This window comes from Psychrobacter sp. UBA2769 (assembly GCF_002352555.1).
GTDB lineage: Bacteria > Pseudomonadota > Gammaproteobacteria > Pseudomonadales > Moraxellaceae > Psychrobacter > Psychrobacter maritimus.
The window spans coordinates 63,907-87,675 of sequence record NZ_DEIR01000020.1 but is presented as its reverse complement, the minus strand read 5'-3'; the positions used below and the strand labels follow the sequence as shown (position 1 = coordinate 87,675).

The following is a 23,769-nucleotide window of genomic DNA, read 5'->3' as shown; positions in this document are numbered from 1 at the left end:
ACTCAGAAATGCCTGATACTTTCATTGTAGCGGATAGCTTTGCCAGTCATGCAAAAGGTAAAAAAGGGCTTTCTCGTATCGTTAACGCCGCAGGGTATTCCTTAGATGGATTTAAAGCGGCTTATAAATTTGAAGCAGCGTTTAGACAAGTGCTATGGCTCAATCTAATCTTATTCACTGTCATTATATTTATGCCTTTTGGCACCAGTATCAAGATGATGCTAGTCATCGCCTCGTTTTTATCTTTGATTGTCGAGCTTATTAATACCGGTATTGAAGCCAGTGTTGACCATACGTCAACTGCAAAGCATCCATTGGCTAAAATAGCCAAAGATGTCGGTTCGGCGGCGCAATTTTTGGCGTTACTGCTGTTATTTGTCTTATGGTCAATGGCGTTAATGAGTGTGGTACTTTGAAAGCCTATTCAGCTAATTGGGTCTGGTTAAAGCTACTGTGTTTAACCATTATTGCAGCGCTAACATTTGAGCATAGCGCGTTAGATGTGCGTATTAATGAGCTCTTTTACGTAAATGGACATTGGCTTTTAGAAAAAGGCGCTCAGCCTTATGCCTTTATTTTTTATGATGGACCCAAAGCTTTGTTAATTATATTGGCGATTTATTTGCTGATTGTGTTAATCATTAAATACAGACAACCTGTCGATGCAAACCTGTCACTAAATATCGTAAAACCTCATAGATTGATGATTCCCCTATCAGCTCGGGAAATCTGTTATCTACTAACTATTATTATCTTAGTACCCACTAGCATTGCCTTATTAAAAGGTGTCACCCATGTTAGCTGCCCCAATCATTTGACGCTGTTTGGTGGTGAGCTGCCCTATCTTAACCTTTGGCAAAATATGGTTGCGAATACGCCAGCCAAGTGCTTCCCAGCCGCGCATGCAAGTGCAGGGTTTTCTTTATATGGATTAGCATTTTTACCTACTCTGCATAAGTATCGCTATAGAATATTTGCAGCGGTCACAGTTTTAGGCTGGACAATGGGACTTTACAAAATGCTCTTTGGCGACCATTTTTTCAGTCATACCTTAGTGTCGATGCTATTGTCATTGACGATAGCCTGCGCGCTTGCCAGCATATTTTTTAAAAGGTCTAATACTCATTAATTCCCAGACTAAGATAGTTTCTTAAAACGCATTCAATTAAAGTCAATAAATTCTGGCGACGCAAACTATTACTCCTTATACCCGCCATCAAATACTCCCTTTTATTACTATCTCTTATCACTCAAGTTTCTATTGCCCTCTAAGCTCAGCTTAAGGTTGGTTTGTTTTAATAGTGCTAACAAAGGCTATTTACAATAAATCTAGCCTCATCGCGATAGACACGTTTATTTTAATAGCGTGTTATCGCCAGCAAATAAACTGACTACTAAGCGGGGTATAATGATGGGCCAAAACAATCATAGCGGTATAACCAACGACGCAAGTAAACCCTTTTCACAACCGTCTAAAACGAAGCAAGTAAGAGTTTGGGATATCCTTGTCAGAATCACCCATTGGGCAGTCGCTATTGGTGTTATTGCAAACCTATTGTTTACAGAGGACGGTAGCGATCTGCACGCATACGTTGGATATACTGTCGTTGGGTTAGTTGTCATACGTCTATTATGGGGCTTTGTAGGCACACGCTATGCTCGATTTAGCAGTTTCTTTCCTACTCCTTTACGTATCAAGCGCCATTTATCAGCATTAAGCGTCCGTCGTACCGATAAGCAGCATCTTGGTCATAATCCATTAGCCGCTATTATGATGCTATCATTATGGGCGGCGATTATAGGGCTTGGAATCACAGGCTATCTGATGGAATCAGGAATGATGGGTAACGAAGATTTTCTTGAAGAGGTGCATGAATTATTAGCAAATAGCTTGTATCTATTGGTTCCTCTACACGTTATCGCGGCGCTTGTCATGAGTTACTGGCAACGACAGAATCTGATTAAAGCCATGATTACTGGTAATAAAACCATAGTAGATGAACCCTCTAAATCAGAATAAGCAAAATGATGGAGCATGGCATATGGCACGTATATTACTCATAGAAGACGATAGTACTATCGCCGACGGTATTATTCTGGGTTTAAAAAGTCATGGCATGATGGTCGATTGGTTCGATAATGCAAAGCAAGGTGAGCTGGCATTACAAGATAATATGTTTGATGCGGTTCTGTTAGATTTAAGCTTGCCGCAAGGCGACGGTATTAAAAAACTGGCGCGGCAAACAGATAGACACCCCTGTATTAATCATCACTGCTCGCGATGCCATCGCCAATCGCGTGGCTGGACTCAATGCAGGGGCTGATGACTATTTGATTAAACCCTTTGCCTTGGATGAAGTTATCGCTCGTCTGCAAGCACTGATGCGGCGCAGCCAAGGACGTAGCCAACCTGAAATTCGCTACGGTAACGTGACTTATCAGCCTCATAGCCAACAACTCTACCATCAAGGCAATCTTATTGAGCTTACGATTAAAGAGGTGGCGATACTAGAGCAAATGCTGACGCATCCTAAGCAGATTCACAGTCGGGCAAGCTTAGAGGACAAGCTTTATGGATGGCGACAAGATATCGAAAGCAATGCCATTGAAGTACATATTCATCATTTACGCAAAAAGCTTGGCAATGATTTTATTTTAACCAAACGTGGGGTGGGTTATTATTTAAATCCCACCTACAATCATCTATAGTGATTTAAAAGCTTAAACTTAAAATCATAAAATCCTTCATCACCTTTTGCCCTGTGAGCCTATGAAAAGTATCCAACAACGACTACTGACGTCCTTATTGATTGGACTGCCTTTGCTTTGGTTACTCACCTCCAGCTTTATCGCTTGGCGACTGTGGCATGAAATCAATGAGATGAATGACACCCAAATCACGCAAGTCGCCCGTTACTTAATCGGGGTATCTGCTGACGAGGAACATGATGACGACGATGACGATGGTAATGATGACCATAAGAAACAGTCACGCGCTGCCAAAATATATCACTTAAAAAGTAAGCAGCTATCCGGTGATCTTGGCGAGGCTGAAGATGATTACATGGGGTTCGCCATCTGGAATAAAGACGGTCGGCTGCTCATGGCGGACGAAAATGGGCAGTCATTTAAATTTCTCCCCGATCAACATGGCTTTTTAGAAGACCATCATCATGCCTATCAGCGCTTAAACCCTTTTAACCATCAATGGCGCTTGTTTTATATTCACGATGAACATTCTGATAAGCACGAAAGCCGCGTGATTGCGGTTGGTCAAAACCTTGATTCTCGCCAAAAAATGATTGTTGAGACTATGTCGGTGCAGCTACTGCCTATGTTGATTGGGTTGCTGGCGTTCATGGGTCTTGTCGTTCTACTCATTCGCCGTGGCTTTAAACCTTTAACAGAGGTCAGCGCCGAGCTTGAACAACGTCAGCCACAAGATGACAGCCCCATCACAGCAGATGTCCCTAAAGAGATTCAGCCTTTGGTCAGCGCCTTAAACGTGTTATTTGTAAAAGTAGCTGACACTTTAGCGCGTGAGCAACGCTTTACGGCTGATGCGTCACATGAGCTACGAAGTCCGCTTGCCGCCTTAAAGTTACAAGCGGATTTGTTACAACAGCAATTACTGCAATTGTCAGAGATAGAGGACGATAGCCAACTGTTCTATCACACTCAAAAAATCAGTGAGGGTATTGAGCGCGCCAACCACTTGGTTGAGCAACTTTTGACGTTAGCAAAAATAGAGCCGCAGCAGCATCTGCCAGCTGAACAATTAGAAAAACCTGATTGGCTAGCTTTAACCGACGAAGTGCTTAGCGAGGTTAATCGGCTGGCACGGGAAAAACATATCCAACTCAAACGCACGGTGCTGTGTGACCATCCTACCGACATTTTACCTATTCTGGTAAACCCCACCTTATTCAAATTATTAATTCGCAACCTCTTAGAGAATGCCATTCATTATTGCCCAGAAGGCGCTTTGGTGGAATTACAGCTAGATATAAATGCTATCCGAGTGCTCGATAATGGCAATGGCGTCGCACCTGAGCAGTTAGCACGGCTCAGCGAACGCTTTTATCGACCAGCCGGTCAAAGCCAAATGGGCAGCGGCTTAGGTCTATCTATTGCAAATCGGATTGTCGAGCTACATAACCTGAACTTAGCATTTGCCAACCGCCCTTCTCCAGAAACCGGCTTTATGGTCACTATCAGTAAATAAAGCCGCCTTGTCTTAAGTTTGAGTTAATCTTCACCGCGTATGCTACTTGTATTCCCTCATGATTTCATACGGAGTACAACTGATGAGCCTGCCATTATTAAAACCCTTGCTATTGACTATCGGTGCCTCTTCACTGGTCTTCTTTGGCGGTGTTATCGCATTAACGACAGCATCATCAGATTCTACTGATGTCTTATCAGCGGCAAATATTACCAATCAGCTGACTGCTGCTGTTAAACAGAACACTGCTATTGAGCCGCTATCGGCTGCGATGCTTACAAGCGACCAAGCAATCGCCTTAGCCAAGCAGAACCTTCCTAATGCAACCCTACAAGCGACTCCAGAGCTGGTTAACTACAACGGTGCCGTCGCCTATGAGGTGCGCTTAGATACCAACACCACTTATATTGATGCCAATCTCGGCTCTATCTTGAACCCTGTTAACACCAGTGGCGCTCTTATTGATAGCGACTATTCTGATTATGATGATGACGATGACGAAGATAAATACGAAGACCACGATAATGATGAGGTGGAACACCATAAGAAAAAGCATAAGGATAAATACGATAAAGAGAGCGAGCGTCTGATTGCTACGAGCTATAAACATGATAACGATGAGGATGACTATGATGATTAATTCTAAAGTACCTACTACTAAAGCCACTCATAAAAACCTGAAAAAAGCCGATCCTATTGCGACGTTTAAAAATAGCATTCTCATCGTCTCGGTCGTTGGCACCATGGCAGGTTGGCTCATATTACTTGATCAAGAAGCCGATAGTTTACCTGCCAGCACCGCTATTCCTGTCAGCACTAGCATCTCAAACCCTAACGTCATAGTGGCTCAAACCCCAAGTGGCGTTGATATCACGCAATTAAGACAAGTGAATAAAGTAGAACGCCCAGCGGTTGAAGCGATAGCGGTTGTCGCTCGTACCCGCTCTTCTCGATAAATAAAAAATGATGGGCTTAAAATGATGACCAATCGTGCAACTAAGGACTTCTTATGCAAGCAAACACCAACAGCAGCACGCCACAACTAGCGACCTTTATGTTGCCGGCGATGGGTTGTCACGTCCAAACCAGTCTAAATATTACGCAATTAAGCTTGCAGCAAACGCAAGGCAACACAGACCAAGAGATAGACCAAAAAATTGACCAAAAAATCGCTTTGGTTAAAGTTTATGTAGAAGAAAAACTGCTGCAGTGGGAGCATATATTCAGTCGTTTTGATAACACCAGCGAGCTGATGAGACTCAATAGTCATACCAATCAATGGACAGATATCAGCCCAGAATTGTTTGCAGTTTTAGAAAGTGCCATTGCTTTTGTGCCAAAGACCCAAGGCTTAGTCACCCCAACATTACTAAACACCCTGTGGGATATTGGCTATAAACACTCATTTGAGACCTTAGCAAAACAACCGACGCCGTCTGTGCAAACTGCTCAGCCGACTTTGCAAGATACTTCTGATGCTTCTAAAAACGACGCTGCCAATCAATCCATAAAAAATATCAAGCTTCGCACGTCAGCTCATGGACAGCGCAAAGTATTTCTCCCGACTGGCACAGCTCTCGATTTAAATGGTTATGTCAAAGGATGGTGCGCGATGCAATTGGCCGAATACATCAGTCAACGCTCTGACTGGCAATTGCCTTGCTTAATTGATATGGGAGGCGACATAGCGATTGGTGTGCCAAATGAGCAAAAATTTGCCAAACCTATTACATGGGCCATTGCTATCGCCAAACCCTATATTGCTGATAGCCAGCAGGTTCAAGATGAAGAAGATATTGCCATTATTCATATCAGTGCGGGCGCTGTTGCAACCTCAGGTCAAGACTATCGCCGTTGGTGGCATAAAGGCCATTGGCAACATCACTTGATACACCCTTATTATGCTTGCCCTGCAAAAAGTGACGTTTTAAGTGCCACCATACTTGCTGATGATACGCTGACCGCAGAGGTATATGCCAAATATTGTGTCATCCTAGGCGCGAAAAAAGCGCTGCAATGGCTGTCCGAACAGCATATTGCCGCCGTATTAGTCAATACTGATTATAAGGTCATGGCTTCACCCGCCATTCATCCAAACTTAATTGCCATTTAATCTATAAAAAATATTTAAGTCGTTACTATTTAAGGTTTTACTATCTTAAGTTGTTACCTTGATTGGAGAATAGCCATGCATACTGACTCTCACCCTGATTCTAGCAATCACTTGATAGTTAAATTAACTAAGACAGTCTTTCAGGCGCTATAGACAGTATTTATTTTAAGTGCTGGCATAGTCGGTGGCGTTTATGTCTTTTCGTTGTGGGGAGAAAGCCTATCGCAAATCCTTATGACCACAGACAAGCACTTTTGGTATTTGTCGCGCGCAAGTGGTGTGATTGCGTATGCTTTATTTTGGTTGGCAATTGTTTTTGGTTTGTTGCTCAGTACGCGCCTATGTCGGTATTTTAATGCGGCAAAAGTATTTGCATTACATCAATATTTAAGCTTGCTCGCCGTAGGCTTTGCTACTTTTCATGCGGTTATTCTATTGGCTGATAACTATATGAATCTGAATATTTGGCAGGTATTATTACCGCTTGGGTTTCAGACTGACCGTATCGGTGTCGCATTAGGACAATTGGGATTTTGGTTTTTATTCATCAGCGCGTTTAGCTTCTACCTTAAAAAACACCTGGGTCAATCAGCATGGCGATGGTTGCATTTTTTAACCTTTTTAGCTTATATGGGCATTAGTATCCATGTGTTTATGGTGGGCTCTGATAGCCGACTGCTAGCGCTATTATTGTTTTATGCCGCTAGTCAGACAGTGGTCTTTGTACTGATTGCCTATCGTTTATATGCGTTAAGGCAAGTTAGCTAATCTCTGGGCAATTTACAGGGTAAACTGTAATACTATATCCTTGGTTCATTATTCTTGCTTAGTTATTTTTGAGGTTATTTATGTCCCTTTCTATTCATGATGAAGTGCATTTAAGCAACCGTAGCCAGTGGCTCAGAGCAGCCGTTCTCGGTGCAAATGATGGATTGATTTCTACCGCCAGCTTATTGGTTGGTATTGCTGCGGCAAACGCCAATAGCCAGACTTTACTACTGACGGGGCTTGCGTCATTGACTGCGGGTGCTTTATCAATGGCAGCGGGTGAGTATATTTCCGTGTCATCACAGGCAGATACTGAAAAAGCGGACTTGGCAAAAGAGCATCATGAGTTAACGCATAACTCTGAGCGCGAGCTTCTTGAGCTGACAAGAATTTATGAGCAGCGTGGACTTGAGCAAGACTTAGCCCATCAAGTTGCCGTGGCTTTGACTGACCACGATGCCCTAGAAGCCCATGCGCGTGATGAGATTGGCTTAACTGACATAAGTACCGCCAAGCCACTTCAAGCCTCCATTGCCTCTGCCCTATCATTCATAGTAGGCGCTATCGTCCCTGTTATGGGTATTCTACTATTGCCAGCAGAGACATTAGTATGGTCGTTGGCCTCGTTGACTGTCGTAGGTTTAATTTTACTTGGGGTGGTATCTGCACGCTTGGGCGGTGCCCCTATCATTCCTGCTACTGCTCGGGTGGTAATATGGGGTGTACTAGCTATGCTGGCAACCTCATTTATCGGCGGGTTGTTTGGTGTCGCGGTTTAACTTCTGTCTTCTTTACTATAACCTCTCTTATACAAGCAAAGAGAGGTTCCCTAGTGAGGAATTGAAACTTGGGCTGTGGGCTAATGGTAGCAATGTTTTAACTTTCTGAGATAACTACAGTGTACTTCATAGTATACATGCAGTGAACTTTTGGATTTTTATTTAGTATAAGCGCTATTACTCGTAATGGAGTTACAGAAACTGTCTGAGTTACTGGAAATTAAAATGGAAAGGTATAAATTATCACGTTTTCTACCACACAATAAAATTCTAGATTACATTACGGCATTGGGTGAGGATCAGGATAGTTTAACAACATTCATGATATACAATGCTGATGACTATGGGGTTTATCTGATAACCCTTTTAGATGAGATTGCAAGGAAAAAACATACTTCTTTTTGGTATGGTCAATTAGGTGACTTATGCATGATTTATCTACATTATGTAGATGGTGCTAGACTATCTGCCTTGTTTTATTTTATCAAAGCTCATGAATTAGATCCAAAGGATACTTCTATACTAAATGCTATTATGGATTTAGGTGAACCCCCTGAAATTGTGCTGACTGAAGATCAAAAGAAGTATTATGCTGCTACGCTTCTAGCATTAGAACCTGAAAGTGAAAAAGCTTTAGCTGTCATCAATTCGTGATCGGTGCGCTATACAGGAACCTAACTGCTAGTGTTAGATATAAACTTAATGACTACGAAATCGTTGGAGTAGTTCATTATAATTAAGAGGTGCGATTAAAATCTTTCAAGTTGTTTTCTACGAGATCAACGATAGGGGTCACTTATTAGTTGACCTAAATTAGTATCAAATGTATAGAAGGGCTTTCTTCATTGAGAATAGATTTATCGTTTACGCATTTAATAGCATAAAAAAAATTATTAATAATCAACTCATCATTATAAGGAAAGTTTTTAATCGTTAGACTCAATATTTCATTTTCTCCTATAGTGACCTCTGACATGCCGTATTCTGGATAACGTATATCACCCAAACAATCAATCAGAGCATTGAAATTTGCTCCATAAAAATCTGGAAAGCCAAAAGCTTGCTTCAATTCTTTATGCATTTTATCAACTGTATCAACATCTTTAAAATCTATAACCATTTCCATATATTATCACCATTTTTTAAGTATACCCCAAGGGAACCAGTTATTTTACCCTTCAAACCTATTAACAGACCACTTAAAACAGACTGGTATAATGGAACCACTTATATCACGACAATAAGTAGAGACTTGTCCCATTTGCATCTCCCTCCCAATCCTTTAAATTTATAGATCATAGACCTCTTACAAAAGCCCCATTCTATTGATTTCTAATAACAGAGTTTCAAAGACTGGCGACGACTTATGCAAGAAGTCTAATAAAATATATGATTTAAATATGACACATCAATAATTAACGCAATTCATCCACGACCGCCAGCATGGCAACCAACGAGGCTTCACCTAGCTTAATTGAACGCTCTGGTGACCAGCCTGTGTTTGCATCAGGTACATTATCATTATCTTTAAACGGCATCTCTAAGGTATTGGCCAGACAATCAAACCGTTCCGCTACCCAGTGGGTGGCGATGGTCATATTCGCGGTGCACGGCGCATCGATGTCATAGCCAAACTCAGACTGAAAATCAGCACTGGCGAGCTTTAATACGTCTGAAAACTTATCACGTAAACGTGCAAGACGGTCGTTATAACTTGGCGTCCCTTGCGAGCCGGCTAAGAACACATAAGGCAGTGCTTCATCACCGTGCACATCATAAAATAAGTCCACACCCGTTGCTTCCATTTTATTAATGACATGGAATACCTCAGGGCTTTTCTCTAAGCTTGGATTCAACCATTCACGGTTTAAATTCGTTCCGACAGCATTAGTACGTAGATGTCCGCGCACACTGCCATCAGGGTTCATATTTGGCACAATATAGACGTTCGCCTTTTCTAATAACAGCTTAGCAGTGGCGTTATCACTATCTAGTAAGCTATATAACAATCCTTCAATCAGCCACTCAGCCATCGTCTCACCCGGATGCTGGCGCGCCGTAATCCAAATATTGCGTTTGCTCTTATCACTACTGCTATCTCCATCAGCAATTTTCACCAAGGTTAAGTCGCGCTTATCAAGCGTTTCACCTAAATGCTCTACACTCACTAATGGGTGCGTTTGTACGGCTGCCAATAAGTCTTGATGACGCTCATAACTGTAAGGAGCAAAATACGCAATTTGAATGGTGTCGCACTCAAGCTCTGCCACTATGGTTAATTTGCCGTCTTTATAAGAGGTTGGCAGACGGAACCAGTACTCCCGATCATAGGAAGCAACCGCTTGGTAATTCTCCCAGCCCTCAAGGTATGACGCCGCCCCTGCATTGACAATATTGAGCACATATTGCTCGCCAATCTCACCTGATAGACGAAAGTTAAACCACTGGAAAAACTCTTCACCAACGTCTGGGCGAATCGCTAATTGGATATCTTTTTTATCTTCTAGACTAATAACGTCAATATTACCTGCGTCAAAATTTGCAGTGATATGCATAATCTTTCCTTAATGGTTTTTTGTAAATTTAAAGACTTATGTTAAAAAAACTTATACTAAACTCAATAGGTTGTCCATCATAGTGTAACGGAGTTTATGGCACACTCGTGATCAAGTTTGGTTGCTTATTATAGCGCTTGTTTCTTTATTCTTGGTTTGATTCTTGGTTTGATTCTTGGTTTGATTCTTGGATTGCGTATAACTAGAAACTAAGAGAACACTGCAAACCCGCACATTCTTTTATATCAAACACATATTAGCTTTTAGTAGACAGTTCATTTCAATAATCCGTGCGTCTTAGAGCAATATCTGCTGTTCTATTACCAAAGATAAATAAAGGAATATATGTGACTTCAGGAAGAAGCGCCAGCGTGCATAAAGCACCTATATACATCTCACCCAAGCACTTTTCCGGTTACTTATCGCCTCAGCAAGGCTATTGCCTATTTTTGGATATAGATGGCACGCTTGCAGATTTTACCTTGAATCCAAAGGACAGCTTCATTCCTACTACCACCCTAACACTTTTAGAAAAAATACAAAATCATGGCGTCAACATCGCGATTGTCACCGGACGCAGTCTAGCTGAAGCAAAGCAAATGCTGTCTCCTATAAAGCTGCCGATTGCCGCAACCCATGGATTAGAGATGGCATTTGATGGTATCAGCGCAAGTTTGACGCAAATTAACCTTATTGAACTGAACGCCATTAAGCAGGCTATTCGTCAATCTTGTACGCCTTACGATGATTTATCGATAGAAGATAAACCTTATTCTATTGCCCTACATTATCGGCAAAATCCTGCGTTAGCTGATGTGGCGTACGCCATTATGTCAACCACGTTAAAAAATCATGCTGATTGGCTATTAAAACAGGGCAAATACGTGTGGGAGATAGCGCCCAAAGCGGCCGATAAAGGCACTGCGATTTTAACCTTGTTAAAAACAATGCAGACCAATGATACTCTTTGCCCTATTTTTATCGGTGATGATATGACCGATGAAGCAGGGTTTATGGCCGTACAAGGCAGCAAGCGATTTATAGAAAAAAGCCATTTAATCAAAGGCATGGGTATCAGGGTAGGTAACGAGTACCAGCAGCCAACGTGCGCCCATTATTATGTTAATAATATTTATGACGTAACAGTTTTACTTGAGCGCTTTTTAACTTTTTGTCAAAAACGCAGCACGCTATTGTCTGACCTAACTAATTCCAATGTTCAGATAGTCAGCAAACATTCGAGGCAACTGATATGAGCCGTTTAATCGTCTTATCTAACCGAGTAAAGATACCCGATAATAATCCTATGGCAGGCGGGCTGGCAGTAGCGCTGCAAGATATATTAACGGGCAATTCAGTCATCTGGATGGGCTGGAATGGTGACATTATTGATAGCTCTGATGCCGGTGAAATCAATAGCTTTAGCAATTATAAACAAGCTGCTATAGCAAGTCCTTGTATGCAAGGAACGCATACCGAAGTTACTTATATGACCACTGCCCTTACCACCCGACAATATGAGCATTTTTACTGCGGCTTTGCCAATAATGTGCTGTGGCCAATGCTGCATGAGCAACCTAAGTTAATTAGCCAAGCACCAGAAGACTATGCAGGCTATCAAGCAGTGAATCGCCTGTTTGCTCAACAGTTAAAGAGCATTATTCAGCCTGACGATGTGATTTGGGTGCATGATTATCATTTTTTAAGTGTCGCTTATCATTGTAAGAAGCTTGGAATAAAAAATCGTATTGGCTTTTTTTTACATATTCCGTTTGCGCCATTAGCCTTTTGGCAACGGCTTGCTCAAAGCTGTGAGCTGATTAAGCATTTGGCACATTATGATGTGCTTGGCACCCAAACTCAGCAAGATAAAGCCCATTGTCTTGCGGTTTTGCAACATTATTTAAAAGATAGCCTTTTAGAAGATAGCTTTGTCGAAGAGAATTTGGTAGAAGAAAACCCTTTCGAAGATAGTCTGGCAAAAAACAGTATTTTAGATTTTTTACCCATCAACGTTTTATACTCCAAACAGTCTGTTACTAGAGCGCATACTGCATCTGGTACGCAATTGAAACTTCATTTAGAGTTAAAACCCCAGCATGCTTTAATAATTAATGCCTATCCTATCGGCGTTAATGTCGCAAAGATTCAGCAGCAGGTTAGCCATGTATTCTCACCTTTATCCTTATCACCTATCAAGCATATTCAGAATAACGATACCGTAAAGCCCATCTCACAGCGTATTATTGCGGTCGATAGGATTGATTATTCCAAAGGTTTATTAGAGCGTTTTTCGGGCTATCGCGACTTTTTACAGCAATATCCAGTCTACCAAAATCAGCTGCAATTATTACAAATCGCCTGCCCTAGCCGTTTAGATTTATCGACTTATCAGCGACTTTATAAGGAAGTTAAACAAGCGGTTTATAACGTTAATCAGCAATTTTCGCCTAATACAGATTCTTGGCAAGCAATTGATTACAGCGAAGAAGTGTTAAGCCATGAGACCGTGATGACGGCATTTTGCCAAAGTGATATCGGTTGGGTAAATTCGCTGCAAGACGGTATGAATCTGGTCGCCAAAGAATATATTGCTGCCCAAAATCCTGATAATCCTGGGGTGCTGATGCTATCACGTTATGCAGGAGCAGCCGAGCAAATGCAAGCAGCGGTCATTATCGATCCGTATCAGCCAAAAAGCATAATAAAGGGTATAAAAGCCGCCTTAATAATGCCGCTAGGAGAGCGAAAGTCTCGCTATCAGGCATTATTGCAAGGGTTGCAGCAAGATAATTTACATGCTTGGCAGCAAAGTTTTTTAGACGACCTATATTTAGATAACTTATATGATAATAAAAAACATCAAACAGACAGCGATTCCCCAGCAGCCGTCCAAATGTTTGGCTCATAAAAATAACTAGGAGACCCTTATGCTCGCGCTCGAGGCAAAAAACCCTTTATTATCAGACATAAAATCTGCCATAGAAAATATCATATTTACTGGCAATCAAGCCAATGGCAGTGTTATTAGCACAAACATTCTTTCTATAACCGATAAGCTGCGCCATGAGATATTAAAAATCTTAGTGAGCTATAGCGATAAAATCCCTCATCCTGCCAGCGGCACTGAAGGCAATAAAGAAAACAAATCCCGAACCCATTCACGTACTTTGATTCGTTGGCAAATTTTGGCGTATGTGGCCAGTATAGATTTAACGATTGCAAAATGGTTCGAATCGCATTTAGACGCTCTAAGTATTTTACATGAACTGAGCTATGAGCAAGCAACACAAGGCTTATGGGCAGTTTGGGCAGCAGAAAGTCATCCTTTGAGCTATCAGCAAGGCAAAGTTTACGGCAGCAAAGCATGGTGTTCAGGCGCAAATATTGTTGACCATGGGCTAATGACCTATCGCGATAAGGATGGTCAGGCGCAATTGCTTATGGTGGATATGCATCAAAATGGTATTAAGATTGATAATAGTGCATGGCAAGCAGTCGGCATGCAGGCTACTGATACGGCAACCATACATTTCGATCAGGTAGTAGCCAGTAACGTTGGCGCGGCAAATGCGTATCTAGAACGCGTGGGATTTTGGCATGGTGCGGCTGGCGTCGCTGCTTGCTGGTATGGCGCGGCGACTTGTCTCGCCAGTTATTTAATCAGCGCTTATCAGCAAAAGCCAAACGATTATAAAGCCATGTATTTGGGACGAATTGGCACGGCACTGGCTGTCACTGAGCAATACTTTCATCATATTGCTGAGTTAATAGATAATGAACCAACACAAAGTCATGAGCTTGCCATCCGCCAATTAAGGTCAAACGTTGAGCAAGTAGCGCGCGAGGTTATAGAGGTCGTCGGGCAAGCATTGGGCGCCGCGCCCTTTTGTAATAACCCTCATTTCGCCAGATTATCAGCCGATTTGAGCGTATTTATTCGTCAAAGTCATGGTGCCTTTGATTTACAGAAAATCGGTGAGCTGTCTAGTATGTTAGCGAGTGAATCCGCTAGCAAACTGACTAACGACGACACCAGTGACTTTGTAAATAGGCAGGAAAATATATGGCAACTGTAATTCCTAGTAAGCCAGCACCTATAAAAAATAACCATCCGATTGTTGGCGACCGCGTTATTGAAGGTGATGGTACCACTTGCGACGCTTGGCAAAATTGGTCAGGACTGCAAAACATGCCGTGCTTAAATGTAGCGACAAGCTGTCCGGCGCATCAGCGGGTCTGTATTTTTGCGCCGCATCCTGACGATGAAGTGTTAGGCTGCGGTGGATTGCTACAACAACTAGCAGCTAACGGCAATTCTATTCTGCTAATTCATGTGACCAATGGCACGCAAAGCCATCCTGACTCGCAGATTTATCCTCCAAAAGCGCTCGATATTATCCGTCCACAAGAAAGTATCGCATCGTTAGAGGCATTAGGTATATCTCATCAAGTCAAGGTTATTTCTATGCATCTAACCGATGGCGACGTGTTTGCTGAGCAGGCACAGTTTCACCAAAAATTAGCAGCAATTATCCAACCTGATGATATTTTGGTAACGCCGTTTGTACACGACGGGCATCCTGATCATGAGGCGACAGGGCAAGTGGTCGCTGCATTTGCTAAGCAGCACCGTTTAGCCTGTTATCAAGTATTAATTTGGGCGTGGCATTGGGCAAAGCCTGCTGACAGCCGTATTCCTTGGAGCTGTGCTTTCAAAGTAGATTTAACGCCTGAGCAATTGCAGCGCAAAATCCAAGCCATTCATTGCTTTACCAGCCAAATTACCATTGATGAAAGCACAGGCAATCCGCCCATTTTATCGGCTCAAACCATTGCCAGAATTAGCCAACCATGGGAGGTTTATTTATATGAGCCAACACTATAAATCAACGCCGGAAATAGATTTTACAAACCATTCAATGGCTTGTAAAAATGAGACGGCTGACTGCTCCCATACTGATACGAAAATGCATGCTACCAACTATGCAGAAACCTATTTTGACGCCCTATATAATGACAATAGCGACCCATGGCAGTATCAGACTCGCTGGTACGAAAAGCGTAAACGCGATATGTGTCTTGCTGTATTACCAAAAGCACAATATCACAATGCCATTGAATTAGGCTGCGGAAATGGCGTGTTTAGTGCGTTACTTGCGCCTCGTTGTCAGGCCTTATTAAGTATGGACGGTAATAAACAGGCGGTGCAGCTTGCTAAGCAACATTTGGCAGAGTCCGCGCATGTAAATGTCATACAAGGAGTCATTCCTGACGCATTATCGACTGCGAGATCTCATTTTGATTTAATTATTATTAGTGAAATTTTATATTATTTATCGCCCAATGATATTGATACGGTTATTACTTGGATTACACAAAACCTTGCTGTGGGCGGCACCTTGCTATGCTGTCATTGGCGCTATGCCATTGATGGCTTTGCGATGACCGGTGAAACCGTACACCAACGTTTATGCCAAGCGTTTAATAAAGGAAGTAATGAAGTAGAACCTAAGCAGGGACAGCACATCGATACTAAAAATCCAGCCTTTACTCATCAAAGTAAAATTATCGATAGTGATTTTTTATTAGATGTTTGGCAATACTCTCCCGAATCAGTCGCCATGCAAGAGAACTTGGTATAAGAGGATATGACAACGAGTAAACCGAGGCAGACATATGGATGATATAAAGATTGGTATTGTCATTCCTGCTCATAACGAAGCAATGACTATTACTAAGTGCTTAGCATCGGTGCAAACTGCCATTGAGCAGCTGCCTTTTACCATTACCGCGACTGTGCTTGTCGTGCTCGATAGCTGTCGCGATAATACGCTTACATTGGTTGAAAGTATGCGGGTCAAGAGCGCTGACGTGAATTATCTATGCTGTGATTACCAATGCGTGGGACAAGTACGGGATTTAGGCATTCGCCATGCTATTGCAGCTGGCGCGACATGGCTTGCCTGTACAGACGCTGATTCAGTCGTCACCCCAGATTGGCTGATACAGCAAATCGCCCATATCAAAGACCAGCCTACTGATATGATATGCGGCGTAGTAAGTGTTGATAGTTGGGCGCATTTGACGCCGCAAACGCGCAAAGATTATATGGCTCATTATCAAGATAAGATGGGACATCGTCATATTCATGGGGCAAATTTAAGTTTTAGCGCTGAGTCTTATCTTGCCGTTGGCGGTTTTGCGCCCCTGCCTTGCCACGAAGATGTCGATTTGGTAAAAAGGTTTGAGAGTAAAGGCTATGCCATCACTTGGAGCAATCGCGTTCGGGTTATTACTAGCAGCCGTTTGCAAGCTCGAGCAACAGAAGGTTTTGCTGCGTTTTTAGCCAATTTAGAAACTAATAATTGACAGTCATGTTTAAAAATCCTGCTAACGACTACGAGTTTAGCAGTTAGCCTATAGGAGCAGAGCGAATATGAGCGGCGGGGAAAACGGCGCTAAATGTCGAGCCTTTGCCTTCTGACGATTCAATTTGTAAAGTCGTATCATATTGATATAACACATGCTTTACAATGGCCAGCCCTAGCCCCGTACCACCTGTCGCACGACTGCGCCCGCTATCCACTCGGTAAAAACGCTCGGTCAATCTTGCAACATGCTCCGGCGCAATCCCAATACCATCATCACTGACGGCAAACCGACAACCTTCTGCAGTTTTTGCCCAACTGATGACGATATTACCTGCTTTTGGCGTGTATTTAATCGCATTAATCACCAAATTGGATAACGCACTGTTCAAATACATCTCCGAGCCATAAAGACCATCATAGGTATCTATCTGTAAATGCAGCGTATGGCCATATTCTTGGTTATAAGCCTGCGCGTCATCATAGACATGGGTGAGCAGCTTAGTCATATCAATATAATGCAGCTCATGTGTCTCTTCGATTTCAATCCGAGACAGCAGCAGCAAGTCATTGACCACTCTATTCATGCGCGCAGTCTGCTGCGTCATTAACTCAAACCCGCGTCGCCATTGCCGCGGCATATCTTCCTGATCTGAGAAATTCTCCAAATAGCCCATCAGTACAGTCAATGGCGTTCGTAACTCATGCGAGACATTTGCCACAAAGTCGCGGCGCATTTGCTCTAAGTGTTGTAAGCGGGTCACATCATAAATAATCAGCAGCTTTTCATCGCCAAAAGGCGTGAGCTCACATTTAAGATAACGGTTAGGATCTTGCCATGACTTCATATGTACACCATCATTGGGTGTCACCATACTCTGATAGTATTGCCGAAACTCAGGGACATTAATAAAGTCAAAAATACTTTTGCCATGATCCGCTGTCTGCAACAATAATAAATCTTCGGCAGCCTGATTCCACCACTCCAAACCATCATCGTCATTTAGCAAGATAACCGCATCTCGCAATGCGCGTAAGGCACTTCTGATTTTTTTCAGCTGATCGGTGGAGTATTGCTCGATGTCCTGTTGCTCAATATCCCTTGGCGTTATCATGTGTTTCTCTCTTATTTATTACCAGTATGGTGCTTAGCACTTATTCTTAGCACTGACTATTCTCAGTACTTATGCTTCTTAGTTCTTATTATTCTAAATATTTATGACTCTGAGCACTGAATGTTCTTAACGCTGTTTCGCTGCCTTATAAACTACCTTGTAAGCTGCCTTGTAAATAATGGGCTATTTTTTCAAAATCGATAGCGTTATTCAACCAGACTCGAAAACCGATAACCGGTACCGCGAACCGTTTGAATCAAGGCACTACAATCATACGGCTGTAGTAATTTGCGTAAACGCCTGATGTGCACATCAATCGTACGATCTTCGATATAGACATTGCCGCCCCAGACCTGATCTAACAGCTGGGTGCGCGTATAAGCACGCTCGGGGTGACTCATAAAAAACGCCAGCAAGCGATATTCTGTCGGCCCGATATCAATGACTGTATTATCAGCGGTAATGCGCTGGCTTTTGGGATCTAGGCTAAGCTTACCTATTTCGATTGGCTTATCACTACTAAGCGCACGACTACGGCGTAATACCGCTTTGATTCTGGAGATTAATTCACGCGTTGAAAAGGGTTTGGTCATATAGTCATCAGCGCCCGCATCAAGCCCATGAACCTTGCTATCCTCTTCACTTTTGGCGGTCAGCATAATCACCGGTATCTCAGCCAGCATCTCATCGCTTTTAAGCATGCGGCAAAAATCAATACCACTTTTATCACCCGGCAACATCCAATCTAGCAAAATCAACGCCGGTCTATGATCCACCACTTGCTGATGCGCCTCTGCGACGTCAGCCGCTTGTAAACTCTCAAAGCCCGCCATCTCTAGCGTCATTACCACCATCTCACGAATTGCAGGTTCATCTTCGACAATCAAAATCTGCTCATTGCGCATACCATCGCCTCATTATTGAAAGACAAAAAATTGGAAAACAAAAATACTAAGCCCTTATCAACGCCTGCCCATTAAACGGCTTAATTATGACAGTTTGATGACACAGTGACTCGCTACGTTAAATGCTGTGCCTTAAACACTGCACCTCACCTCAAACACTGTACTTTCAGCCCTATACTTTAAACGCTGTGCTTTGAACGCTTAGCCTTAAACCCTTACGCCCCAAAAAAAACCAACGGCTCATCATAACGAATTTTGCGCTAGATAGCAGCTGCAATCCCCTTAAACGACTGCTTTATTAGGCTGCGTTTTTAATTGACCGACTTTTTTCATAAAAATGTCTTATTTCATCAAACTGTCATATTTGCTCGGCACAATGTGCTCATTGACCACCGAGCGTCTTTGCAGCAAAACCTTGCTAACCAAACATCGTTAGCAATACATTACTAAAAATCTGGGCAGCGACATTGTTATTCATAAACGCCCCATACTTAAATCTGATTACTTTTTAGGAGAAATAATGCGTTATTCATTAATGGCTTTAGCAGTCGCGAGTACCTTTACCTTAGCTGCTTGTAATCAAACCCCCAATAGTAATGAAAGCAATGAGCCGGCTACTTCGGCGCAATCAACCACCGCCTCTACCGACAGCGCAAGCGTTCAGTCGACAGACAATGTGTCGATGAATATCACCGGCGCAGGCGCTTCTTTCCCGCAGCCTATCTATGCTAAATGGTCAGATGCCTATAATAAAGCAACAGGCGGTCAAGTGAACTATCAGTCGATTGGTTCATCGGGTGGTATCAAACAAATCGTCGCAAAAACCGTTGATTTCGGCGCCTCTGATGCGCCAATGACGCCAGCTGAATTAAACGAAGCCGGTCTGATTCAATTCCCGACCGTTATCGGCGGCGTGGTACCTATCGTCAATATCGATGGCGTTGCGCCTGGTCAATTAAAGCTCGATGGAAAAATGCTAGCTGACATCTATCTTGGCAAAATCAGCAACTGGAATGACCCTGCCATCGCTGCTATGAACCCTAACTTGACCCTTCCTGACGCCGCCATTACCACGGTATTTCGCTCAGATGGTTCGGGCACAACCTTTAACTTTACTGATTATTTAGCCAAAGTGTCAAACGACTGGAAAGACAGCGTTGGCGTCGATAAAACCGTGAAATGGCCAACCTCAGCAACCGGTGCGGGCGGTAAAGGTAACGAAGGCGTTTCAAGCTATGTAACGCGTATGAAAAACTCTATCGGCTACGTTGAATACGCCTATGCTAAGCAAAATGGCATGTCACACGTTGCCCTGAAAAATGCCGCTGGCAACGTCGTGCAGCCTTCTGCGCAAACATTCGCCGCCGCTGGGGACATTGATTGGTCAAAGCAAGAAGGCTTTTACAAAGTCATCACCAACTCTGAGACCGACCAAGCATGGCCTATCGCTGCTGCGACCTTTATCTTAGTCCACAAACAGCCGCAAGATGCTAAGCAAGTGGCAGGCGTCCTTAACTTCTTTGATTGGTCTTATGCTCAGGGCGATGATGACGCAATGAGCCTCGATTACGTGCCTTTTTCTGATACGGCCGTGGCTTTATTTAAAGCGAAATGGAACGAGGTAGTAGATAGCGAAGGTAAGCCTGTTTATACCTCAGCACAGTAGCTCGAAGCTTATTAATTCGAAGCTTATTAATTCGAGAATAAGCCAGTCGAGAATAAGCCAGTCGAGAATAAGCTAACTAATGCCATCAAGCAAATACTGAAAAGCGTGTTTGCTTGGTGACGTCTTAGCCGTAGTGAACTTAATACTTGGTCGTTAGATGACACAGTTTATTACGGTAAGACGCTAAAGCTAAAACCCCTAAGGTTTTTTACAATCAAGCTTTCACACTAGCAAGCGTTAACACCATTCATCATTAACATAATGAAAAGTTAGAGCGATAAACAACAGAGGCTTTTATGGCAGACCTAAAATCCCAACTGGCAAAACAAAAACGCTTTGACGCGGTTTTTGTTAATGCCACCAAAGCATTTGCAATCTTGGTGCTCTTGTCGCTTGGTGGCATCATGCTGTCATTGATTGTCGGCGCATGGCCAAGTATCACTGAGTTTGGCTTGGGATTTTATACCAGCAATAACTGGGATACGGTAAACGATCAATACGGTGCGCTTGCGCCCATTTACGGAACGGTGGTCACTTCACTCATCGCTATCTGTATTGCCGTACCAGTCAGCTTTGGGATTGCTATCTTTTTAACGGAACTTTGTCCCAATTTTTTGAAAAGGCCATTGGGTATTGCTATCGAGCTGCTGGCAGGTATTCCTTCTATCATCTACGGCATGTGGGGCTTGTTTGTCTTTGCACCGTTTTTTGGTGATCACATTCAGCCTTGGTTTATTGAAAATATTGGCCCCCTACCTATTATTGGCAAGGTTTTTACCGGTGCGCCGATGGGACTGGGTATGTTTACCGCCTCATTAATACTGGCGATTATGATTATTCCCTTTATCGCCGCTACCATGCGTGATGTTTTCTCTGTGGTGCCAGACCTGCTAAAAGAATCGGCATACGGCATGGGCGCCACCACGTGGGAGGTGATGTTCAAAATTATCTTGCCTTATACCAAAGCAGGTGTGGTTGGTGGCGTGATTTTGGGACTTGGTCGGGCGCTTGGCGAGACGATGGCCGTTACCTTTTTGATTGGTAATGCCTTTAATATCAGCCCAAGTCTATTCACCTCTGGGGTGACCATTACTTCAGCGCTGGCCAACGAGTTTGCCGAAGCGTCAAGTGAGCTGCACTTAGCGTCATTATTACATTTAGGATTAATCCTGTTTGTCATTACCTTTATCGTTTTGTCGATATCTAAGCTGATGCTCATGCGTATTGACCAAAAAGCAGGCAATTAAACACCCTATTTTAAAAGCTAACAAAGCAAGCCTAAACAAACTAAAACACGCTATTTGCCGCCATTATTTGACTCAAGAAGGACAAACACTTCATGACTTTAGCACCAGTCACTACTCAAACGACCCAGCCAAGCCAGCCTTCTGTACGCTTTGAAGACCGCTACAACAAGCGGCTGTATAACAAGCGCCGTTTTATCAATAGACTGGGACTTGGGTTTGCCTTATCAGCAATTGTATTTGGTTTGTTTTGGCTGATTTGGATTGTGATTACGCTGTTTGTTGAAGGCTTTCAAGGTCTCATCGAGATGCCTGTCTTTATGGCCGATACCCCGCCACCGATGGGCGAAGGTGGTCTACGCAACGCCATTGTTGGCTCAGTGATGTTGGCTTTTTCGGGCTTGGCGATTGGTGCACCAATCGGCATGATGGCTGGCATTTATTTAGCAGAGTTTTCACATGGCAGTATGCTGGGTAAAGTCACCCGATTTTTAAATGATATTTTACTGTCGGCCCCCTCCATCGTGATTGGTCTGTTTATTTATGCCTTGATGGTCAAAGGACAGAGCTTTTCGGGTTGGGCCGGTGCTTTGGCATTGGCGCTGATTGTGATTCCTATTGTCGTGCGTACGACGGAAAATATGCTAAACCTAGTGCCTAATACCCTGCGCGAAGCTGCTTACGCACTCGGCACACCAAAATGGAAGCTAGTCAGTACCGTGACACTGAAAGCTGCCAAAGCCGGTCTGACTACCGGTGTGCTGCTCGCTTTTGCGCGTATTACCGGTGAGACCGCGCCCTTGCTATTTACCGCGCTAAACAACCAATACTTTAGTACCGATATGAGCCAACCGATGGCCAACTTACCCAATACGATTTATCAGTTTGCCATGAGCCCTTATGACAACTGGCATGCACTAGCTTGGGCGGCGGCGCTGCTCATTACTGCGACAGTATTATTCTTAAATATCGCCGCACGCTTTATCGGTGGCAAAGACCATAGCAGATAATTTAAGGCTAACAAACGCACAGCTAATAGCAAAAAAAACACCCCCATTTAACAAAACTTTAAAACAGATGTATACCATTATGACTGATGTATTAGAGAGAAAAGCGACTAAGCCGATGACAGATACCAGCAGCAAACGCCGTTTACTGGATGACGCTATGTTTAATCATGGTCAGCATAAACAGCCAGATATCGCCCATCTTATCAAGCAAACCATGGCGGACATGCCCGATAACATGCCGCCCGCCAAGATTACCATTCGTGATTTGGACTTTTATTATGGTGATTTTCAAGCATTAAAAAACATCAATATCGATATCCCAGAAAAAAAGGTCACCGCTTTTATTGGTCCCTCAGGCTGCGGTAAATCAACGCTGCTACGTACCTTTAACCGTATGTATGACTTGTATCCGAGTATGCATGCTGAAGGTCAAATTACCCTTGATGGCCAAAATATTTTGGCAAAAGACATGGATGTTAACTTGCTGCGTGCGCGTGTCGGTATGGTCTTTCAAAAGCCCACGCCCTTCCCGATGTCCATTTATGACAACGTCGCATTTGGCGTCCGTCTCTATGAAAAGCTGAGCAAAGCAGAGATGGATGAACGTGTCGAGTGGGCACTCAAAAAAGCGGCGTTATGGCTGGAAGTCAAAGATAAACTGAAAGCGTCAGGATTGTCATTATCTGGCGGTCAACAGCAGCGACTTTGTATTGCCCGCGGAGTAGCAACGAAACCTGAAGTCTTGCTATTAGATGAGCCAACGTCAGCGCTCGACCCCATCTCCACTGGCGCGATTGAAGATTTGATTACCGATTTAAAAAACGACTATACCATTGCTATCGTCACCCACAATATGCAGCAGGCCGCGCGCGTCTCCGACTACACCGCTTATATGTATTTGGGAGACATGGTAGAAATGGGTGAAACAGATCAGATATTCACCAACCCAGCACAAAAAGCGACTGAAGATTATATTACCGGTCGTTATGGATAAGTCGCTGTTCGCTTAAAGCAATCA

The 23,769-nt window shown here is 43.2% G+C and carries 25 protein-coding genes and 1 pseudogene; 22 read left to right on the top strand and 4 right to left on the bottom strand.

Translation table 11 applies throughout. The features are described 5' to 3' along the window. Nucleotides 1-8 precede the first annotated feature (8 nt). The 12 genes and pseudogenes from B3Q63_RS09510 to B3Q63_RS09455 all read left to right on the top strand — a co-directional run bounded on the left by B3Q63_RS09510 (nucleotide 9) and on the right by B3Q63_RS09455 (nucleotide 8,539). A complete protein-coding gene (locus tag B3Q63_RS09510) occupies nucleotides 9-416 on the top strand; it encodes a diacylglycerol kinase (protein WP_296176275.1) in 408 nt (135 codons plus the stop codon). After that, nucleotides 413-1,129: a PAP2 family lipid A phosphatase gene (locus B3Q63_RS09505; RefSeq protein WP_296176040.1), complete on the top strand. Its 717-nt coding sequence runs from the start codon at nucleotides 413-415 to the stop codon at nucleotides 1,127-1,129. The genes B3Q63_RS09510 and B3Q63_RS09505 overlap by 4 nt, the downstream gene beginning before the upstream one ends. A 282-nt stretch (nucleotides 1,130-1,411) precedes the next feature. Next, the gene (locus tag B3Q63_RS09500; RefSeq protein WP_296176038.1) at nucleotides 1,412-2,020 is read left to right on the top strand and encodes a cytochrome b/b6 domain-containing protein; all 609 of its coding nucleotides are present in this window, start codon (nucleotides 1,412-1,414) and stop codon (nucleotides 2,018-2,020) included. After that, nucleotides 1,998-2,313 (top strand): annotated as a pseudogene (locus B3Q63_RS09495) (response regulator); the annotation flags it as partial. The gene B3Q63_RS09500 and the pseudogene B3Q63_RS09495, both read left to right, overlap by 23 nt. A gap of 69 nt (nucleotides 2,314-2,382) precedes the next feature. Beyond that, on the top strand, nucleotides 2,383-2,709 hold the full coding sequence (locus tag B3Q63_RS09490; protein ID WP_414706344.1) for a winged helix-turn-helix domain-containing protein: 327 nt from the start codon (nucleotides 2,383-2,385) through the stop codon (nucleotides 2,707-2,709). Nucleotides 2,710-2,770: 61 nt separating this feature from the next. Then, complete coding sequence (locus B3Q63_RS09485) at nucleotides 2,771-4,225, top strand: ATP-binding protein (RefSeq protein ID WP_296176035.1); 1,455 nt, start codon at nucleotides 2,771-2,773, stop codon at nucleotides 4,223-4,225. A gap of 82 nt (nucleotides 4,226-4,307) precedes the next feature. Beyond that, entirely contained in the window at nucleotides 4,308-4,865 is a 558-nt protein-coding gene (locus B3Q63_RS09480) for a PepSY domain-containing protein (protein ID WP_296176034.1), read from the top strand. Further along, nucleotides 4,855-5,181: a hypothetical protein gene (locus B3Q63_RS09475; protein ID WP_296176033.1), complete on the top strand. Its 327-nt coding sequence runs from the start codon at nucleotides 4,855-4,857 to the stop codon at nucleotides 5,179-5,181. The genes B3Q63_RS09480 and B3Q63_RS09475 overlap by 11 nt, the downstream gene beginning before the upstream one ends. A gap of 53 nt (nucleotides 5,182-5,234) precedes the next feature. Continuing rightward, complete coding sequence (locus tag B3Q63_RS09470) at nucleotides 5,235-6,338, top strand: FAD:protein FMN transferase (RefSeq protein ID WP_296176031.1); 1,104 nt, start codon at nucleotides 5,235-5,237, stop codon at nucleotides 6,336-6,338. Between the two features lie 234 nt (nucleotides 6,339-6,572). Further along, the gene (locus B3Q63_RS09465; RefSeq protein ID WP_296176029.1) at nucleotides 6,573-7,106 is read left to right on the top strand and encodes a ferric reductase-like protein; all 534 of its coding nucleotides are present in this window, start codon (nucleotides 6,573-6,575) and stop codon (nucleotides 7,104-7,106) included. An 80-nt stretch (nucleotides 7,107-7,186) separates the two neighbouring features. Beyond that, nucleotides 7,187-7,885, top strand: coding sequence for a VIT1/CCC1 transporter family protein (locus B3Q63_RS09460; protein ID WP_296176027.1), 699 nt, complete (start codon nucleotides 7,187-7,189; stop codon nucleotides 7,883-7,885). A 225-nt stretch (nucleotides 7,886-8,110) separates the two neighbouring features. Next, on the top strand, nucleotides 8,111-8,539 hold the full coding sequence (locus B3Q63_RS09455) for a hypothetical protein (protein ID WP_296176025.1): 429 nt from the start codon (nucleotides 8,111-8,113) through the stop codon (nucleotides 8,537-8,539). 154 nt (nucleotides 8,540-8,693) lie between these two features. Here the strand turns inward: B3Q63_RS09455 and B3Q63_RS09450 are convergent, their stop codons facing one another. Together B3Q63_RS09450 and B3Q63_RS09445 are read right to left on the bottom strand one after the other, a co-directional pair. Beyond that, nucleotides 8,694-9,011: a barstar family protein gene (locus tag B3Q63_RS09450; RefSeq protein ID WP_238036222.1), complete on the bottom strand. Its 318-nt coding sequence runs from the start codon at nucleotides 9,009-9,011 to the stop codon at nucleotides 8,694-8,696. A gap of 289 nt (nucleotides 9,012-9,300) precedes the next feature. Next, on the bottom strand, nucleotides 9,301-10,440 hold the full coding sequence (locus tag B3Q63_RS09445) for a M14 family metallopeptidase (protein ID WP_296176021.1): 1,140 nt from the start codon (nucleotides 10,438-10,440) through the stop codon (nucleotides 9,301-9,303). Between the two features lie 347 nt (nucleotides 10,441-10,787). On the opposite strand from B3Q63_RS09445, the gene otsB reads away from it, so the two are divergent. From otsB to B3Q63_RS09415, 6 genes are all read left to right on the top strand, one after another. After that, nucleotides 10,788-11,696 (top strand): trehalose-phosphatase, encoded by a 909-nt coding sequence (gene otsB, locus B3Q63_RS09440; protein ID WP_296176019.1) that lies wholly within the window; start codon nucleotides 10,788-10,790, stop codon nucleotides 11,694-11,696. Continuing rightward, nucleotides 11,693-13,351 carry an alpha,alpha-trehalose-phosphate synthase (UDP-forming) gene (locus tag B3Q63_RS09435; RefSeq protein WP_296176017.1) on the top strand — a complete coding sequence of 553 codons (1,659 nt, stop codon included), beginning with the start codon at nucleotides 11,693-11,695 and terminating at the stop codon, nucleotides 13,349-13,351. Before otsB ends, B3Q63_RS09435 begins: the two co-directional genes overlap by 4 nt. Nucleotides 13,352-13,370: 19 nt before the next feature. Further along, complete coding sequence (locus B3Q63_RS09430) at nucleotides 13,371-14,519, top strand: acyl-CoA dehydrogenase (protein WP_296176015.1); 1,149 nt, start codon at nucleotides 13,371-13,373, stop codon at nucleotides 14,517-14,519. Further along, complete coding sequence (locus B3Q63_RS09425) at nucleotides 14,507-15,328, top strand: PIG-L deacetylase family protein (protein WP_296176013.1); 822 nt, start codon at nucleotides 14,507-14,509, stop codon at nucleotides 15,326-15,328. The genes B3Q63_RS09430 and B3Q63_RS09425 overlap by 13 nt, the downstream gene beginning before the upstream one ends. Before the next feature lie 82 nt (nucleotides 15,329-15,410). Beyond that, nucleotides 15,411-16,085 (top strand): class I SAM-dependent DNA methyltransferase, encoded by a 675-nt coding sequence (locus B3Q63_RS09420; protein ID WP_296176272.1) that lies wholly within the window; start codon nucleotides 15,411-15,413, stop codon nucleotides 16,083-16,085. A 43-nt stretch (nucleotides 16,086-16,128) separates the two neighbouring features. After that, complete coding sequence (locus B3Q63_RS09415; protein WP_296176270.1) at nucleotides 16,129-16,812, top strand: glycosyltransferase; 684 nt, start codon at nucleotides 16,129-16,131, stop codon at nucleotides 16,810-16,812. 43 nt (nucleotides 16,813-16,855) lie between these two features. Here the strand turns inward: B3Q63_RS09415 and phoR are convergent, their stop codons facing one another. Next, nucleotides 16,856-17,926, bottom strand: a complete 1,071-nt coding sequence (gene phoR, locus B3Q63_RS09410) for a phosphate regulon sensor histidine kinase PhoR (protein WP_296176012.1) — start codon at nucleotides 17,924-17,926, stop codon at nucleotides 16,856-16,858. 206 nt (nucleotides 17,927-18,132) lie between these two features. After that, complete coding sequence (phoB, locus tag B3Q63_RS09405) at nucleotides 18,133-18,831, bottom strand: phosphate regulon transcriptional regulator PhoB (protein ID WP_271133207.1); 699 nt, start codon at nucleotides 18,829-18,831, stop codon at nucleotides 18,133-18,135. A gap of 520 nt (nucleotides 18,832-19,351) precedes the next feature. Between phoB and pstS the strand changes: the two genes are divergently transcribed. The 4 genes from pstS to pstB all read left to right on the top strand — a co-directional run bounded on the left by pstS (nucleotide 19,352) and on the right by pstB (nucleotide 23,745). Next, nucleotides 19,352-20,497 (top strand): phosphate ABC transporter substrate-binding protein PstS, encoded by a 1,146-nt coding sequence (gene pstS, locus B3Q63_RS09400; RefSeq protein WP_296176009.1) that lies wholly within the window; start codon nucleotides 19,352-19,354, stop codon nucleotides 20,495-20,497. Nucleotides 20,498-20,793: 296 nt separating this feature from the next. Continuing rightward, nucleotides 20,794-21,744, top strand: coding sequence for a phosphate ABC transporter permease subunit PstC (pstC, locus tag B3Q63_RS09395; RefSeq protein WP_296176007.1), 951 nt, complete (start codon nucleotides 20,794-20,796; stop codon nucleotides 21,742-21,744). 92 nt (nucleotides 21,745-21,836) lie between these two features. Next, nucleotides 21,837-22,751, top strand: coding sequence for a phosphate ABC transporter permease PstA (gene pstA / locus B3Q63_RS09390; RefSeq protein WP_296176006.1), 915 nt, complete (start codon nucleotides 21,837-21,839; stop codon nucleotides 22,749-22,751). A gap of 79 nt (nucleotides 22,752-22,830) precedes the next feature. After that, entirely contained in the window at nucleotides 22,831-23,745 is a 915-nt protein-coding gene (gene pstB / locus B3Q63_RS09385; RefSeq protein WP_404814814.1) for a phosphate ABC transporter ATP-binding protein PstB, read from the top strand. Nucleotides 23,746-23,769: the final 24 nt, after the last annotated feature.

Bases quoted from the DNA above. Each gene is read 5' to 3' on its own strand.
- B3Q63_RS09485 (WP_296176035.1), top strand. From the start codon at position 2,771: ATGAAAAGTATCCAACAACGACTACTGACGTCCTTATTGATTGGACTG.
- B3Q63_RS09425 (WP_296176013.1), top strand. From the start codon at position 14,507: ATGGCAACTGTAATTCCTAGTAAGCCAGCACCTATAAAAAATAACCAT.
- B3Q63_RS09430 (WP_296176015.1), top strand. From the start codon at position 13,371: ATGCTCGCGCTCGAGGCAAAAAACCCTTTATTATCAGACATAAAATCT.
- B3Q63_RS09450 (WP_238036222.1), bottom strand. From the start codon at position 9,011: ATGGAAATGGTTATAGATTTTAAAGATGTTGATACAGTTGATAAAATG.
- B3Q63_RS09460 (WP_296176027.1), top strand. From the start codon at position 7,187: ATGTCCCTTTCTATTCATGATGAAGTGCATTTAAGCAACCGTAGCCAG.
- pstC (WP_296176007.1), top strand. From the start codon at position 20,794: ATGGCAGACCTAAAATCCCAACTGGCAAAACAAAAACGCTTTGACGCG.
- B3Q63_RS09500 (WP_296176038.1), top strand. From the start codon at position 1,412: ATGGGCCAAAACAATCATAGCGGTATAACCAACGACGCAAGTAAACCC.
- pstS (WP_296176009.1), top strand. From the start codon at position 19,352: ATGCGTTATTCATTAATGGCTTTAGCAGTCGCGAGTACCTTTACCTTA.
- B3Q63_RS09475 (WP_296176033.1), top strand. From the start codon at position 4,855: ATGATGATTAATTCTAAAGTACCTACTACTAAAGCCACTCATAAAAAC.
- B3Q63_RS09465 (WP_296176029.1), top strand. From the start codon at position 6,573: ATGACCACAGACAAGCACTTTTGGTATTTGTCGCGCGCAAGTGGTGTG.
- B3Q63_RS09490 (WP_414706344.1), top strand. From the start codon at position 2,383: ATGCGGCGCAGCCAAGGACGTAGCCAACCTGAAATTCGCTACGGTAAC.
- phoR (WP_296176012.1), bottom strand. From the start codon at position 17,926: ATGATAACGCCAAGGGATATTGAGCAACAGGACATCGAGCAATACTCC.
- B3Q63_RS09480 (WP_296176034.1), top strand. From the start codon at position 4,308: ATGAGCCTGCCATTATTAAAACCCTTGCTATTGACTATCGGTGCCTCT.
- B3Q63_RS09435 (WP_296176017.1), top strand. From the start codon at position 11,693: ATGAGCCGTTTAATCGTCTTATCTAACCGAGTAAAGATACCCGATAAT.
- B3Q63_RS09455 (WP_296176025.1), top strand. From the start codon at position 8,111: ATGGAAAGGTATAAATTATCACGTTTTCTACCACACAATAAAATTCTA.
- B3Q63_RS09445 (WP_296176021.1), bottom strand. From the start codon at position 10,440: ATGCATATCACTGCAAATTTTGACGCAGGTAATATTGACGTTATTAGT.
- B3Q63_RS09510 (WP_296176275.1), top strand. From the start codon at position 9: ATGCCTGATACTTTCATTGTAGCGGATAGCTTTGCCAGTCATGCAAAA.
- phoB (WP_271133207.1), bottom strand. From the start codon at position 18,831: ATGCGCAATGAGCAGATTTTGATTGTCGAAGATGAACCTGCAATTCGT.
- pstA (WP_296176006.1), top strand. From the start codon at position 21,837: ATGACTTTAGCACCAGTCACTACTCAAACGACCCAGCCAAGCCAGCCT.
- B3Q63_RS09470 (WP_296176031.1), top strand. From the start codon at position 5,235: ATGCAAGCAAACACCAACAGCAGCACGCCACAACTAGCGACCTTTATG.
- B3Q63_RS09420 (WP_296176272.1), top strand. From the start codon at position 15,411: ATGCATGCTACCAACTATGCAGAAACCTATTTTGACGCCCTATATAAT.
- pstB (WP_404814814.1), top strand. From the start codon at position 22,831: ATGACTGATGTATTAGAGAGAAAAGCGACTAAGCCGATGACAGATACC.